The organism is Streptomyces lavendofoliae, assembly GCF_014649735.1.
Lineage (GTDB): Bacteria > Actinomycetota > Actinomycetes > Streptomycetales > Streptomycetaceae > Streptomyces > Streptomyces lavendofoliae.
The window spans coordinates 235,207-249,611 of record NZ_BMTP01000010.1 but is presented as its reverse complement, the minus strand read 5'-3'; the positions used below and the strand labels follow the sequence as shown (position 1 = coordinate 249,611).

The 14,405-nt window shown below is 72.2% G+C and carries 16 protein-coding genes; 6 read left to right on the top strand and 10 right to left on the bottom strand.

All coding sequences use genetic code 11. The features are described from left to right. Nucleotides 1–103: 103 nt before the first annotated feature. Nucleotides 104–568: an SPW repeat protein gene (locus IE109_RS20395; RefSeq protein WP_189552359.1), complete on the bottom strand. Its 465-nt coding sequence runs from the start codon at nucleotides 566–568 to the stop codon at nucleotides 104–106. Between the two features lie 196 nt (nucleotides 569–764). Here IE109_RS20395 and IE109_RS20390 point away from each other — a divergent pair, with 196 nt between their 5' ends. Further along, entirely contained in the window at nucleotides 765–974 is a 210-nt protein-coding gene (locus tag IE109_RS20390; RefSeq protein WP_189552358.1) for a hypothetical protein, read from the top strand. Here the strand turns inward: IE109_RS20390 and IE109_RS20385 are convergent. Both IE109_RS20385 and IE109_RS20380 read right to left on the bottom strand, forming a co-directional pair. Continuing rightward, nucleotides 947–2,452: a SulP family inorganic anion transporter gene (locus IE109_RS20385; protein WP_189552357.1), complete on the bottom strand. Its 1,506-nt coding sequence runs from the start codon at nucleotides 2,450–2,452 to the stop codon at nucleotides 947–949. The two genes, IE109_RS20390 and IE109_RS20385, sit on opposite strands and share 28 nt — an antisense overlap. 82 nt (nucleotides 2,453–2,534) lie before the next feature. Next, the gene (locus IE109_RS20380) at nucleotides 2,535–3,119 is read right to left on the bottom strand and encodes a carbonic anhydrase (RefSeq protein WP_189552356.1); all 585 of its coding nucleotides are present in this window, start codon (nucleotides 3,117–3,119) and stop codon (nucleotides 2,535–2,537) included. 531 nt (nucleotides 3,120–3,650) lie between these two features. Between IE109_RS20380 and IE109_RS20375 the strand changes: the two genes are divergently transcribed. Then, nucleotides 3,651–4,088, top strand: coding sequence for a subtilase-type protease inhibitor (locus IE109_RS20375; RefSeq protein WP_189552355.1), 438 nt, complete (start codon nucleotides 3,651–3,653; stop codon nucleotides 4,086–4,088). Between the two features lie 355 nt (nucleotides 4,089–4,443). Here IE109_RS20375 and IE109_RS20370 read toward each other — a convergent pair whose 3' ends face one another. After that, entirely contained in the window at nucleotides 4,444–5,259 is an 816-nt protein-coding gene (locus IE109_RS20370; protein ID WP_189552354.1) for a DUF2382 domain-containing protein, read from the bottom strand. 189 nt (nucleotides 5,260–5,448) lie between these two features. Between IE109_RS20370 and IE109_RS20365 the strand changes: the two genes are divergently transcribed. Continuing rightward, a complete protein-coding gene (locus IE109_RS20365) occupies nucleotides 5,449–6,429 on the top strand; it encodes a hypothetical protein (protein ID WP_189552353.1) in 981 nt (326 codons plus the stop codon). Nucleotides 6,430–6,482: 53 nt separating this feature from the next. On the opposite strand, the gene IE109_RS20360 is transcribed toward IE109_RS20365, so the two are convergent. The 4 genes from IE109_RS20360 to IE109_RS20345 all read right to left on the bottom strand — a co-directional run bounded on the left by IE109_RS20360 (nucleotide 6,483) and on the right by IE109_RS20345 (nucleotide 10,695). Continuing rightward, nucleotides 6,483–8,135 carry a phytoene desaturase family protein gene (locus tag IE109_RS20360; RefSeq protein WP_189552412.1) on the bottom strand — a complete coding sequence of 551 codons (1,653 nt, stop codon included), beginning with the start codon at nucleotides 8,133–8,135 and terminating at the stop codon, nucleotides 6,483–6,485. Between the two features lie 38 nt (nucleotides 8,136–8,173). Continuing rightward, nucleotides 8,174–8,611: an SRPBCC family protein gene (locus IE109_RS20355; RefSeq protein WP_189552352.1), complete on the bottom strand. Its 438-nt coding sequence runs from the start codon at nucleotides 8,609–8,611 to the stop codon at nucleotides 8,174–8,176. Between the two features lie 92 nt (nucleotides 8,612–8,703). Next, on the bottom strand, nucleotides 8,704–9,378 hold the full coding sequence (locus tag IE109_RS20350; RefSeq protein ID WP_189552351.1) for a transcriptional regulator: 675 nt from the start codon (nucleotides 9,376–9,378) through the stop codon (nucleotides 8,704–8,706). A 552-nt stretch (nucleotides 9,379–9,930) separates the two neighbouring features. Then, nucleotides 9,931–10,695 (bottom strand): polysaccharide deacetylase family protein, encoded by a 765-nt coding sequence (locus IE109_RS20345; protein WP_189552350.1) that lies wholly within the window; start codon nucleotides 10,693–10,695, stop codon nucleotides 9,931–9,933. Nucleotides 10,696–10,853: 158 nt separating this feature from the next. On the opposite strand from IE109_RS20345, the gene IE109_RS20340 reads away from it, so the two are divergent. Then, nucleotides 10,854–11,825, top strand: a complete 972-nt coding sequence (locus IE109_RS20340) for an LLM class F420-dependent oxidoreductase (protein ID WP_189552349.1) — start codon at nucleotides 10,854–10,856, stop codon at nucleotides 11,823–11,825. A gap of 10 nt (nucleotides 11,826–11,835) precedes the next feature. After that, on the top strand, nucleotides 11,836–12,447 hold the full coding sequence (locus tag IE109_RS20335) for a cysteine hydrolase family protein (RefSeq protein ID WP_189552348.1): 612 nt from the start codon (nucleotides 11,836–11,838) through the stop codon (nucleotides 12,445–12,447). A 261-nt stretch (nucleotides 12,448–12,708) separates the two neighbouring features. Here IE109_RS20335 and IE109_RS20330 read toward each other — a convergent pair whose 3' ends face one another. After that, a complete protein-coding gene (locus IE109_RS20330; RefSeq protein WP_189552347.1) occupies nucleotides 12,709–13,104 on the bottom strand; it encodes a hypothetical protein in 396 nt (131 codons plus the stop codon). A 164-nt stretch (nucleotides 13,105–13,268) separates the two neighbouring features. Between IE109_RS20330 and IE109_RS20325 the strand changes: the two genes are divergently transcribed. Beyond that, nucleotides 13,269–13,595, top strand: coding sequence for a plasmid stabilization protein (locus IE109_RS20325; protein ID WP_189552346.1), 327 nt, complete (start codon nucleotides 13,269–13,271; stop codon nucleotides 13,593–13,595). A gap of 16 nt (nucleotides 13,596–13,611) precedes the next feature. Here the strand turns inward: IE109_RS20325 and IE109_RS20320 are convergent, their stop codons facing one another. Next, on the bottom strand, nucleotides 13,612–14,289 hold the full coding sequence (locus IE109_RS20320; protein WP_189552345.1) for an HAD family hydrolase: 678 nt from the start codon (nucleotides 14,287–14,289) through the stop codon (nucleotides 13,612–13,614). Nucleotides 14,290–14,405: the final 116 nt, after the last annotated feature.

Here is a 14,405-nt window from a genome sequence, read left to right as displayed (position 1 = left end):
TTCGCGTACCGAGGCGCGTTGTCGGCGCGGTCCGCGCATGCGGCAAGGCCCCGGCGCGAGGGGCGCCGGAGCCTTGTGGGCCGAGCGTGCCGGTCCCGGTCTTTCACATGCCGGCGCCGCCGCGGCCGCGGGAGCGGGAGCGGCCGGCCCGCCGGTCCGCCATGGCCGACGCGGCCATCGCCAGGCCGAGCAGCAGGGCCACGGCGCCGACGATGATGTTGTTGACCACGCTGCGGGTCGTGTCGACGTTGCCGGCCACGACCCAGGGCGAGACGATCGTCCACGCGCCGATGGCGCACGCGGCCCAGGCCATGGAGTGGGTCCGCTCGTACGCCGAGCCGAACCCGCCCATGCACAAGGCATAGGCGACACCGGTGATCAGGTTGCAGACGGCGAGTGTCGTGAGGCCGCTGAAACCGGCGATCCACGGCGACGCCGCCAAGTAGAGACCCGTGAGAAGGCCCAGGGTCTCGATCGCCTGGCCACGGGGGGTGCTGGTCGCCCGTTCGAACCGAGAACGCATCTCGGCCAGGTCGGGGTGTTGTTCGATGCTCGGGTGGGTGGTCATCGCGGGGCCCGCCTCCTGTGGAAGACTTATCTGCCCTTTATCTCCCATAGAACTACTTTCACCCCTTTCGGTCAACAACAGCATGTCCGGGCTCGCGCCACCCACCGGAGCCCCGCCCGCCACTTCTCCCGTGGGGTGTCGTTGGTCAACGGCAGGGCTCACCGAACGACGAACCACCGACCGAGAGGGTGCGCGCATGAACATCCGAGCCACCGCCGTGGCCGCGGCCACCGGCGTCCTGCTGACCGCAGGAGCCGCGGGGGCCGCGACGGCCCGGGCCGCCGGACACGACGCCGCTCCAGGTACCGCCACCCGCACCGGGAGCGACGGCGTCGCCATCGTCAAGAAGGACCGGCTGACACCCTCCTCCGTCATCGACTACGTGCTGGACGCCGACGAGAGCTGAGCGGGAATCCCCTCGGGCGGCAGCATCCGCACCGGTTCCGTACCCGCGTCGTTGTGGCGCAGCGCCCAGTTCTCCAGGGCAATCCGGCACGCGTGGTCGAGATGGCGCAGGCCGGAGAGGTCCAGCTCGATGGGCCGGTCGCTGGGAAGGCCCTCCAACTCCTCGAGGATCCGGGGCAGCCGGAGGAACGTCGCGTTGCCGGTGATGGCCGCGACCATGCGCCCACCGGTGAGTTCCCGTACCTCGACGTGGAGGTGGGAGGTCTCCCAGGCGGACTTGCACACCGCGAGCAACAGGCCCAGCACCACACCCTCGAAGAGGTTGGTGACCAGGATGGCCACGGCGGTGACGACGAGGATCACCGCCTCTCCCCGGTGCTCGCGCCACAGCGGGGCGAGCTCCTTGACCGGGGCGAGCTTGCACCCGGCGTGCACCAGGACGCCGGCGAGCGCGGCGAGCGGGATGACGCCGATGGCGGCGGGCAGCAGGGCCGCGAACAGCAGCAGCCACAGCCCGTGGAGTATCCGCGAGAGGGAAGTGCGGGCCCCCGCCTGGACGTTGGCGGCGCTGCGGACGATGACGGCCGTCATGGGCAGCGCGCCGAGCGCACCGCAGACGGTGTTGCCTATGCCCTGGGCCATCAGCTCCTTGTCGTAGTCGGTGCGCGGCCCGTCGTGCATCCGGTCCACCGCCGCCGCGCTGAACAGGCTCTCGGCCGAGGCGATCAGAGTGAAGGCGAGGACGGTGCCGACCGCCGCGACCGTGGCGACGTCCCCGAAGTCGCCGAGCCCGGGGGGCCGCACGGCCTCCAGGAGGCCCTGGACCTCGACCTTGGCGACGGGGAGGTCGAACGCGACGGTCACCGCGGTGGCCAGGGCGACCGCGACCAGCGGGCCGGGGACCACACGGGCGCGGGCCGGCAGCCGCGGCCACAGGACGAGGACCGCCACGGTTCCGGCGCCCACCAGGAACGCGGTGAGCGCCGTGCCGCCGGAGAGGACGGAGCCGGCCAGCCCGGGCAGGCCGGCGAGTTTGCCGAGGCCGCCGGACGGCTGCGCGGTGTCGGCCATCGCGTAGACCTGGCCGAGCACGAGGACCAGGCCGATGCCCGCGAGCATGCCCTGGACCACGGCGACGGAGATGGCCCGGAAGTAGCGGCCGAACTTCAGGGCGCCGAGCACCAGTTGGAGGAGTCCGGATATGAGGACGATGACCCCGAGCGCGCCCAGGCCGAATTCCTGGACCGCTTCGTAGACGAGCACGGTCAGGCCCGCGGCGGGGCCGCTGACCTGAAGGGAACTTCCGGGCAGGGCTCCCACGAGCAGGCCGCCGACGATGCCGGTGACCAGGCCGAGTTCGGCGGGTACGCCGGACGCGACGGCCACACCGACGCACAGCGGCAGGGCGACGAGGAAGACGACGAGCGACGCCAATATGTCTCGGCGCAGCACGGTGGGATTCTTCAGCAGGGTGGACATGTGGGTGGGTTCCTAGGGATGCGGTCCGCCGTCCCGGGGGACGGCGGACGGACGGAGTGGGAGGGAGTGCGCCGCGACCTCCTCAGAGGGGGCTGAACTCCCCTCCCAGCTCCGGCCGGTGGGCGCTCACCGCGCCCGTGTCGACCTCGTAGTACCAGGCGTGCAGCGAGAGCTGCCCGAGGGTGAGGAGCTCGCGCACGGCCGGGTAGCCGCGGAGCGCGTCGAGCTGCGCCACGGCGTGGTCGCGTACCGCCCGACCGAGGTCGTCCGTGCCCGGGGGCTCGGGCACGGAGTGCTCGAGCCAGCCGCGCACGGCGGGCAGCGCGGAGAGGTCGTCACCGCGCACCAGGGCGCCGACGGCGCCGCAGTGGGAGTGCCCGCACACGACGACGTCGCGGACGCCGAGGACGCGGAGCGCGTACTCGACGGTGGCGGTCTCGGCGCTGGGCCGGGCCTCGTCGTAGCGGGGCACCACATTGCCGGCGGTGCGGAGCTCGAAGAGCTCGCCCGGGCGCGCACCGGTGATGAGGGAGGGGATCACCCGGGAGTCCGAGCAGGTGATGAACAGCGCCTGAGGGGCTTGTCCGGCGGCCAGCCGGCGGAACTCGTGCGGCTGTTGGGCAACGCGCGTGGGGAACGTGCGGGCGTTGTCGATCAGGGTCTTCATGGCGGCCTGCCTCCTGCGCGCCGGCCGTGGGGGCTCGGGACGCGGTGTGGTCGGGTCATTGTCGGTGGTACAGGTGGGGGGTACGGCTGACACGCACTTCACGGGGTCTCCGCAGCGCTGTCGGAGCGGGTGCCGGGGTGCGGCGCCTTAACGATCATGCATGACGGCAGCGTCGTCAACTTTGCCAGGACATTACCTTCTGATGAAAGGTCCTTTTAAGTCGGCACGCCGGGAAGGCAGGCCGAATCACATCCCCTTGTGTTGCCACCATGTTTCGGACGTGTTGGCCACCGGCCGCTCGCACGTTTCCACGCATGGTGCACGTTTGAACCATTCCCGGCACGAGCCGAAGCGCTGGTGGACGCCCTTCCGCCGACATGGCGGCACCCGGTGTGAAGCTGTTTCACGTCAGCACTTGAATAACAGACCAAACCGAAAAGCGCTGCTGAATGTGCGTCAACAGGATGAGCAAGGCAATGTGGCTGCCGCACCGCACGGAACGAACCCAATCGAACGGAAAGGTTTCCTGTCATGCGGACACTGGTAAGGCGCGCCGTCATTTGCGGTCTGGCCACGGCGGGGGTCCTCGGACCCATGACCGCCTCGGGGGCCGCCGCGGAGGCCGCCGCGCCCGCGCCGCGGCTCTACGCACCGACGGCCCTGGTACTCACGGTCGCCCAGGGGGAGAACGCAGCCACCGCCGTGCCGCTGCGGGCGGTGACGCTCACCTGTAACCCCACCGCCGGGGGGACGCACCCGGCACCGCAGAAGGCGTGTGCCGAACTCCGGGCCGCGCAGGGCGAGTTCAGCGCACTGGGTGATGAGGAGACCCGCCCCTGCATCAAGATCTACGACCCGGTCGTCGTCACCGCGCAGGGGACCTGGGAAGGCCGGCGCGTGAACTTCGAGCAAAAGTACGCCAATTCCTGCGTCATGCAGGCCGAGGGCTCCAGCGTCTTCTCCTTCTAGCCCCGCCCGCACCACACGCCGAATAGCCCGCACGGTCCCAGAAGGGGCCGTGCGGGCCTTTTCCCTCCCCGGGCCGCCCTCCATGACCCCGGGCGGCCGGACACGACCTCGGGGGGCGGGCGACCGAGTCCGCGCGCCGGCCGGTCGTATACGACCCGTCGGCGAAAACGGCGTGTACGTTTCGCGGGGGCACCCGGTGCCGTCCCGCTCCGGTGGAGGGAAACGGCCGGCGGGGCGGCCCGTCGGCCGCCAGGGCCGGCGGATACTCGGTCGGCCGAGGCCCGTTCCGCCGACGCCTGACACGCCGGCCCGTCAGCGGCCGGTGGCCGGCCGACGCCCGGTCAGCGGTCGGTGGTCAGCGGTCCCTTCCGGTGTCCTCGTCGGGGAGTTCCGCCTCGATCCGTTCCTTACGCACCTGACCGCGCACGGTCTCCTCGTCGGTGACCTCCTCGGTGCGAAGCCGTACCCGCTCCACCGGGGTCACCTCGGTCTCCACCACCGGCCGCTCGGCGTGCAGCGTCACCTCGTGTTCCGCCTCGGTGATCTCCGGTCCGGAGAGGGCGGCGTCGCGGTTGGCCTCCGTGACGGGCTCGCGCTCCAGGACGACCTCCTCGTGCCGCACCGGGATGGTCTGCTGGACCTCCTCGGTGACCACGTACTTGCGCAGCCGCGCCTTGCCGGTCTGGCGCTGTTCCACTCCGACGTGGAGTTCCTCCTCGGAGCGGGTCATCGCGTCGTCACCGGCGCGCCCGGTGGTCCCCGCCGCGCCCACCGTGCCGGCCGCCGCCTCGGTGCCGGCGGCGCGGCCGGACCGGATGCCGCCGGCCCGCTCGTCCTGCTCCAGCGTGCCGTCCCAGCCGATGCCGTAGTACTCGTAGAGGCGCCGTTCCTCCTCGGCCGAGAGGTGGCCTCCCGCGTCGACGTCGACGTGGGGGGCGTCCTTCACCTTGCCCTTGGGGTACGGGACCTCCAGGTGGTCCTCGACGACACTGGCGTCGTGGATGGGCACGAACGATTCACCGGAGCCGAAGAAGCCGGTCTTGACGCTGACCCAGTCGGGCCGGCCCGTCGTGTCGTCGACGAACACGTGCTTCGCCTCGCCGATCTTGTCGCCGGCCGCGTCGTACACCGGATGGTCGAGCACGGCCGGGATCTGTGCCTGGGTGATCATGCATCCTCCCGAGGATTCTGTGGTTCCTGCGGAGTTCTGGCCTGCGGGTCTCGCGACCCCTCACACGGGCGGGTGACCACCACCCAGGGAAGGAAAACCTGACAAGTCCGGGCAAAATGGACAAATGCAGCATTCGTGGTGCGGATGAGGACGCCGCACTGACGGACCGTGCCCAGCGGGAGAGCAGTCGTGGACCTCGAAAGCGTGGCGGAAGAGCTGTACGGCCTGCGTCCCGACCGCTTCACCGCGGCCCGCGACGCGCGCGCCGCCGAGGCGCGGAAGGCCGGGGACCGGGTACTCGCCGACGCCGTGCGGTCGTTGCGCCGGCCGACCCTGGCCGCATGGGTGAGCAACCTGCTCGTACGCGAGCGACCGGACGAGGCACGGTCGCTGGCCGCGCTGGGGGACGGGCTGCGCCGCGCCCACCACGAGCTGGACGGGGAGCGGCTGAGAGAGCTCAGCCGACAGCAGCACGCTGTGGTGACGGCCCTCGCGCGGCAGGCGCGACAGCTCGCGGCGGACGCGGGGCAGCCGGTCGGGGACCCCGTCCAGCACGAGGTGGAGGCGACGTTGCACGCGGTCCTCGCGGACCCGGCCGCGGCCGGGGAATGGGCGGCGGGGCGGCTGGTGAAACCGTTGAGCGCCCCGGTGGGCTTCGACGCGGCGCTCACGGACGTCTCGCCGGAGCGGCAGCGGCGCAGGGGGGCGGATGGGCGGGAGAAGGCCCCGGACGCTTCGCCCGAGCGGGAGCGGGGGAAGCCGGAGCGGAATGGGGAGCGGAAGGAGCAGGAGGAGCGGGGACGGGAACGGGACGAGCGGGCCGAACGGGAGCGGGAACGGCGGGAACGGGAGGAGCGGGCGGAACGCGAGCGGCGGGCCCTGCGGGAGGAGCTGCGGCGCGCGGAGGAGGCGGCACGCGCGCGGGAGGAGGAGCGGGACCGCGCCCGGGCGGACGAGGAGCGGGCGCGGGAAGGTCTGCGGGAGGCGGCCCGGCGGGTGGAGGAACTGGCGGCCGGACTCGAGGAGGCCGAGCGGGCGCGGCGTACGGCGGACGAGGGCGTGCGCGCCGCGCGCCGGCGGTCGCAGGAGGCGGAGCGGGCGGCACGGGAGGCCCGCCGCCAGGCCCGGGACACGGCCGCCCGCACCGGACGGCGGGGCACCGGCGCCTGAGAGCGGTGCCCCGGCCGGGGCGCGGGACGCATCCCGCGCCGGGGTCCGCTCGCTCACTCGGGGTTCGGCAGGCCCTCGGGGCCGGACACGGCGCGGGCGCCACGGCCGGCGAGGGCGGCCTGCGCGCGGCTCAGTGCCCGCCGCAGGGGCCGGGAGCTGCGCAGGGCCGCACGGGCCGCGTTGGCGCCCGGAGCGCCGTGCACACCGCCTCCCGGGTGGGCGCCGGCGGAGGCCAGGTAGAGGCCCTCCACAGGGGTCTCAGGTCGCCCGGTGCCGGGCACGGGGCGGAAGAAGAGCTGCTGGTGCATGGCGGTGGTGCCACCGTTGATAGCACCCCGGTACAGGTTGGCGTCCATCGCTTCGAGGGTCCGCGGGGCGAGGATCCGCCGGGCGCGGACGAGCGAGCGGAATCCGGGCGCGAAGCGCTCGACCCGGGCCTCGATCCGGTCGGCGAACGCCTCCTGCTCCCGGGCGTCCCAGGTGCCGGTGATGCCGTCGTCGCCCGCGTCGCCCCGGACGCTGTGGGGTACGTGGGTGTAGGCCCACGCGGACTCGGTCCCCGCCGGGGAGCGGGAGGCGTCGGCGGCCGTCATCTGGCCGAACAGCAGGAACGGCCGGTCCGGTACCTCACGCATGGCGAGCTGCGCCGAGAAGCGGGTGAGGTCGTCCATCCCGTCGGCCACGTGCACGGTTCCGGCGGTGGCCGCCGGCTCACCGGCCGTCCACGGAACCGGCCCCGACAAAGCCCAGTCGACCTTGAAGGTGGCCCAGTCCCACTGGAAGCGGCGCATGTCGTCGAGTACCTGGGACGGCAGGTGCCGGGGGGCGACGAGGTCTCCGTACAGCGCGGGCACCGCCACGTCGGCGAGGACCGCCCGGTTCACCGGCACCGTCTCCCCCGACGCCGTGCGCACCGCCACCGCGCGCCCGGCGCGGACGGTCACCTCCACGACCCGCTCGCCGCAGCGCACCACGCCGCCGCGCCGCTGGAGGCGGCGTACCAGGGCGTCGGTCAGCGCGCTCGCCCCGCCGACCGGCGCGGGGAAGCCGTACGCCTGGCCGAGCATGGCCATCAGCCAGCCGAAGCCCCCGCTGCCGGCCGCCTCGGGAGCCAGGTCGGCGTGCAGGGCGTTGCCGGCCAGCAGCAGCCTGCCGCCCTCGCCGCGGAACTCCTCCTCCGCCAGTCGCCGCACGGGCAGCGCCATCATGCGGGCCAGCCGCAGACCGCCCGCGGCACGCAGCCGGGCGGCGAGCCGCGCGGTGGGGCGCACCGGCGGGAAGGGGGTGAAGAGCGCGTCGACGATGTCGGCGCCGAGCCGGTCCCAGATGTCGCAGAGGTGGTCCCAGGCGAGGGCGTCGCCGGGCGCGAACTGCTCCAGGCCGGCCGCCGTCGCCGTGCGGTCGCGGTCGAGCACCGCGCACCGCCCGTCGGGGAGCGGGTGGGCCAGCACGCGCGGCGCGTGGCTCCAGTGGAGGCCCTCTTCGTGCAGGTCGAGACGGGACAGGATCGGGGAGGCCGCCGCCAGCGGGTAGAAGGCGCTGAACACGTCACTGACGTAGTCCGGGTGGACGCCCCGGTCGCTGCGGACCGCGCCGCCGGGTTCGTCCTGGGCTTCGAGGACCTCGACGGACCAGCCGGCGTCGGCGAGCAGGTTGGCGGCCACCAGGCCGTTGGGGCCCGCCCCGATGACCACGGCGTCCGGCACGGTGTCGGGCTCCGCGGCGGGCGGGGCGGGGCCCGAGGTCACCTGGTCTCCCCCTCGATCACGTCGGCGAGCCGGCGGAGCATGGCCCGGTGGCGCAGCTGGAGCAGGGCGTCGATGACGGTGTTGTGCAGCAGACCGCCCGGACCGCGCAGCGGGTGCTCGTCGACGACGACGAGCGTCTCGTCGCCCCAGGGGCGCACCTCTATGGCGATCCTGGCCGTCCCCAGGGCGCCGCTCTTGGCCTCCAGCTCCAGGCAGCGGGGCCGGTCGTAGAGCCGGACGACGGTCTCGCCGTCGGCCGTCCAGGGGCCCACGCGGACGGTGTACTCGAGGGTGGAGCCCGTCTTCGGCCAGTCCCCCTTCTTGGGCCGGGACGAGGAGGTGCCGACGACCCAGTCGCTGTAGCGCGACGGGTCTTCGAGGACGGCCCACACCGCCTCGGGGGGCCTCTTGATCAACTGGTGTCGCACGGCCATGACGCCTCCGTTGTCCGCCTGTCGGGGAACGAACGCAGCGCGGGTACCCGTATCCGGCTGTGGCGAACGCGTCGCCTGCTGCGGCCGTGTCGTCAGGGGTGCCCGGTCGCCTCGGGCGACAGCGTGTCCCAGAACATCGATTCGTAGGACTGCAGCAGCCGGCCGTAGCGGAGTGCGGCGGGCATGGTGACGTGGCCGCCGTCCAGGCCCTCCTGGACGGCGGCGACGGCCTGGTCCAGGAGAGCGGGCGCCGGCAGGGCGAAGAAGTCGAAGAAGCCGCACGCCTCGTCGGTGAACCCGTGGCGCGTGCGCAGCGCCGCCGCGATGGTCGCGCAGTAGCCGCCCCAGGCGGCGAAATTGGCGTACAGCGCGATGGCCACGTCCGCCGGGTCGCCGTGGAGGGCGAGCCAGGCGACGTACGCGGGATAGACCTGGCAGCCCGCCTCCGGCTCGTACGCCTCGGCCGTCACCTCGTCGAGCCCGCAGCCGCACAGCAGCGGGCCCAGGCGGTCCTGGGCCAGGGCCTCGCCCTCCGCGAGGGTCGTGAACAGCGCCGTGGCGTGGGGGCGCGGCGCGGCGCGGGCGGCGAGGTGGAGGAAGGACCGCCGGTCGGAGGCGATGATGTGGCGCTGCTCCAGGGCAAGGGTGCCGATCGCGATGCGCCCGGCCGTGCCGTCGGCGATCGCGGCGACGAGCCGGTTGGCACCCTGCCTCGGGGCCAGTGCGTGTGCGGTGGCTTCGAGGAGTTCCCGGGCTTGTTGCGTCATCGCGGCGCTCCTTGGGGTTCTGCGACGTCCTGCGTACTGCCGCCTCGCCTGTGTCTGCTTTCGGGTTCTGCTGCCTGCAGTCGTAGCGCTTTTCCGGCCTGCTGCCGCGTCGTGCTGCCTGTGTGCCGCCTGCGTCGTGCTGCCTGCGTCGTGGTTCCGGCGGGTGGCGCCCGCGCGTCGCGTCCTGGGGGCAGCGTCGCACGGCGGGCGGGAGGGCGCGGGACGAGAACGACGTCGAGGGACGGCAGTGAGTGGCGTGACGGGAGGGAAACGCTTCACGAGGGACGGCGTTCCCGGCGGGAACGATGTGACGCAGGGGAATGGCGTGACAGCGGGGAATGGCGTGACAGGGGGGAATGGCGTGACAGGGGGGAATGACGGAACCCCGGCCGGCCGGGGGGAAGCCGGCCGGGGCTCGTCGCCGTGGCGCGAAGGGCGGTCCTCGCGGCGGGGGGCCGGGGACACGGGCCCCTTCATCACCACATCTGGATGAACGGTCAACCATCCTGGGGTGTTCCCGGTGTGGGCCACCTCACCCCGCCGGGCCTGCTCTCATGGCTTGTAGACGGTGCCGGGTTCCGCCTTGGCGGGGGCGAGCAGCTGCGGCACGGTCACGAAGGTGAAGCCCCGCTTCTTCAGCTCGTCGATGATTCCGGGCACCGCGGGGACGGTGCCGTCGTAGATGTCGTGCAACAGGATGATGCCGTCCCTCTTGGCGCCGTCGAGCGTCCGCTGCCGTATCAGGGCGGAGTCCGTGGTCGAGTAGTCCTTGGCGGTGACGCTCCACAACACCTGGGCGAGGCCGAGCTCGCGGCTGATCCCGGAGACGGTGTCGTCGGTCCGCCCCTGGGGCGGGCGCATGAGCGTGGGCGTGCGGCCGGTGAGCCTCTCTATCGCCTCCTGCGTACGGGACAGCTCCTGGCGTATCTCCCCGGGTTCGAGGTCGGTCAGAATGCGGTGGCTCCAGGTGTGGTTGGCCACCTCGTGCCCCTCGGCGGCGATCCGGCGCACCACGTCGGGGTACCGGTCGACGTGTTTGCTGCCCAGCAGGAAGAACGTGGCGGGGACGTTCTCCTCCCTGAGGATGTCGAGGAGCTCGGGCGTGTCCTTCCCGGGGCCCGCGTCGAACGTGAGCGCGATACAGGTGAGCTTCCGGCAGTCGACCGGGCCGGCCTCCCCCTGGGCGTCGGACCGGGCACCGGCCGGCGCGACCCGGCCGGAGGAGCAGCCGCCCAGCGCGAGGACGAGCGAGGAGACCACGGCCAGGGCGGGGACGGCGGCCTTACGACGCAGCGGCGACTTCTTGCCGAACGGCATGGAGATCTCTCTTTCGCGGTAGGGGAGGGTCCGACCGGCAGGCGGCCCGGCCGGTCGACCCGCACTCTACACACGGTGTATACACAGCGTGTATACCGGGTCGGCCGCGACGGCGCACCCCAGGTTTTCGACGAGCCGTTCAGGGAAATCGCGAGTTTATGGTACAAATCGGATACACGATGATGACCGAGCAGGCGGGGCCCCGCGCCCTCGTGGACCACGTCGTCCAGGCGGAGCAAGTCGGTTTCGACTTCTCGGTGACGTCCGACCACTACTTCCCCTGGCTGCGTTCGCAGGGCCACGCGCCCCACGCGTGGACGGTGCTCGGAGCCGCCGCGCAGGCGACCTCCCGCATCCCGCTCATGACGTACGTGACCTGTCCGACCTTCCGGTACCACCCGACCGTCGTCGCCCAGAAGGCGGCCACCCTCCAGCTGCTGTCCGAGGGGCGGTTCCGGCTCGGACTGGGGTCCGGGGAGAACCTGAACGAGCACGTCGTGGGCGGCGGCTGGCCCCCGGTCGACGTACGGCACGAGATGCTCGAAGAGGCCGTCGGCATCATCCGGGCCCTGTTCGAGGGTGGTCACGTCACCCACCACGGCACCCACTTCGACGTGGAGTCGGCCAAGATCTGGGACCTCCCCGACGAGCCGCCGCCCATCGGTCTCGCCGTCTCCGGCCGGCGATCCTGCGAGCTGGCGGGCCGCCTCGCCGACCTCGTCATCGCGACGGAGCCCAAAGGCGACCTGCTCGACGCCTTCGACCGGTACGGCGGCGAGGGCAAGCCGCGGGTGGGCCAGCTGCCCGTCTGCTACGACCCGGACAAGGAGGCCGCCGTACGCCGTGCGCACGACCAGTTCCGTTGGTTCGGCAGCGGCTGGAAGGTCAACTCCGAGCTCCCGCACCCCGACTCGTTCGACGCGGCGACGCAGTTCGTGAGGCCCGAGGACGTCGCCGACGCCATCCCCTGCGGTGACGACCCGGACGACTTCGTGGCCGCCGTGAAGCCGTACGCCGACGCGGGCTTCACCGAGATCGCGCTCGTCCAGATCGGCGGTGACTCACAGCCCGCCTTCCTGGACTGGTCCGCCAAGAAGCTGCTGCCCGCGCTGCGCGACGCGTTCGCCTGAGGAGGCGGCCATGGGCACGTCCAAAACCGGAACGTCAGGACGGCGAGCGCGCGACACGGCGGGCAACACCGCGCTCGTCGTCATCGACATGATCAACACGTACGAGCACGAGGACGCGGAACTGCTCCTGCCCTCGGTGCGCGAGGCTCTGCCCGTCATGGTGGACCTGCTCAGCCGGGCCAGGGAGCACGGCGTACCCGTGATCTACGTCAATGACAACTTCGGCGAGTGGCGGTCGCACCATGGCGAGATCCTGCGCACCGCTCTGGACGGGCCGTACGCCGAACTGGTGGAACCCCTCCAGCCGGACGACTCCTCGCTGTTCGTGGTGAAGGCGCGGCACTCGGTCTTCTACGAGACGCCGCTGGCGTACCTGCTGGCACAGCTCGGCGTCGACCACCTGGTCCTGTGCGGTCAGGTGACCGAGCAGTGCGTGCTGTACTCGGCGCTCGACGCGCACATCCGGCACATCGAGGTGACGGTGCCCACGGACGCGGTGGCCCACATCCACGAGTCACTGGCGGACGCCGCCCTGGAGATGATGCGGCGCAATATGAGCGCCCGGACGGTGCAGGCGAAGGAGATCGACTTCGCCGCCTCCACCACCGGACGCGGAACGTGACGACGAGCCCCTGACGGGACGGCGGGCGCCGGTCGGCCGGGGCGGCTGGTCCCGGTCGGCCGGGGCGGCCCGAGATGACACCGGGCGCCGGACACGACGAGGCCGCGGCCCCGCGAACAGGCGGGCCGCGGCCTCGATGCGTTCTGCGGTTCGTGTGGTTCCGCGTTCGTGATCCGTCGTGCTCGGTTCGTGGCTCGTCGTGCTTACGTGCTCGTCGTACGTGTCGCGTTCATGTGCTCATCCGTGCTCGTACGCTCGCGGTCAGCGGGTGACCTGGCGGGGCGCGAGCAGCAGGCGCGCCTCCCTCTCGTGCTCGCCCGACACGGATGTGGCGGACCTCACCTCGAACAGCTCACCGATCGCCTTCTCCACCGCCGCCACCGCCTGCTGGTCGCCCGTCAACAGGGCGGTGACCTCCGCGCCGAGCTGCGACGGCGCGGGTTCGTTCTCCCGGCGGGTCGAGCTGTCGAACGTTGCCATCCATACGGTGGGCTCGCGGTCATGGGCCTGCTCGGGCCCCGGCGAGGGCATGTCGCGACCCGCGAAGACGCGGTCGAGCGCCTCGAAGACGGCCGTCGCGTCCTGGCGTCCACAGTCACTGAGCTGCACGCTGACGTCGCAGTCCGCCGGGTGGTTCGTTGTTCCGTTGCTCTCCACGTCGCTCCACTCCTCGGGTCCGGTCGACTACCGGTACAGGCACGAATACCTCACTGCGGGCCCGTCAATCAGGATCTTCCGCGGCGCGTTTGCGGAGGGGGGTGCCTGGTACGAGGGTGAGGAGGAGCAGGGGGGTCCGCAAGAGGAACCGTCAGGAGGAACGCATGCCGGCAGGATCCAGCCCGAAGCGTGAACGCCAGTACGAGCACATCAAGGAAAGCTCCAAGAAGCGCGGCGCGAGCGAGAAGCGGGCCGAGGAGATCGCGGCCCGCACGGTGAACAAGGAACGGGCACGCTCCGGGGAGTCCAAGACCGCGAGCAAGACGTCCAAGCAGGACATGTCCTCCTCCAAGCGGGGCGGCCAGCGGTCCGGCGGCAACGGCCCCAAGGGCCCCACGTACGACCAGCTCTACGAAGAGGCCAAGCGCAAGGGCGTCCAGGGCCGGTCGTCCATGAACAAGTCGGAGCTCCAGCGCGAGCTCGGTAAGTGACGCGTCCGGCGCGCCTTCAGCCTCCCGCCCCCGCGGCCTTGCCCAGCGGGCTGCGGTCCAGGTGCGCCAGCAGGTCGGCGGGGTCGTCGTACAACACGGCGGCCCCCGCCTCCGTCAGGTCCGCGCCCGGGATGCCCCCGCACAGCAGGCCCACGCAGGTGACGCCCGCGCGGGTGCCGGCCTTCATGTCCCAGACCGTGTCGCCCACGAAGACGGACGCCTCGGCCGGCGCCCCGGCCAGCTCCAGCGCGTGGCGCACCGGCTCGGGCGCGGGCTTTCCCTCCTCGACGTCGTCCGCACTCGCGGTGGCCGTGATGGCCTCGTCCGCGTCGATGGCCCGGAGCAGCGCGGACAGCTCGGCCCCGCCGGCGGACGTCGCGAGGACGACCGTCCAGCCGTCGCCCGCGAGGGTCCTCAGCAGGCGGCCGGCGTCCCGGAAGGCGGGCAGCCGGTCGGAGTACGCTCCGTAGAGGGTCTTATGGGCGGCGCTGATCGCGGCGTCCTGCTCCTTGTCCCGGTCCTCTCCCAGCAGACGCGCGATCAGGTCCTCAGAGCCCAGGCCGATCGCACGGTGGACGGCGTGCATGGGGACGTCGTGCCCGGCCTGCCGGAACGCCTCCCACCACGCGGTCACATGCAGGTGGTTGGTGTCGGTAAGGGTGCCGTCGACGTCGAACACCGCCGCTCGTGTCATGACCTCTCCGTTCCTGAACTTCCGTCACTCGCCTGACACGAGTCTCACCCTGGACTTGAGGTTTAACCTTCGATTCCGGTGGCGGAATGAGGAGCACCCACCGATCCCGCCTCCGG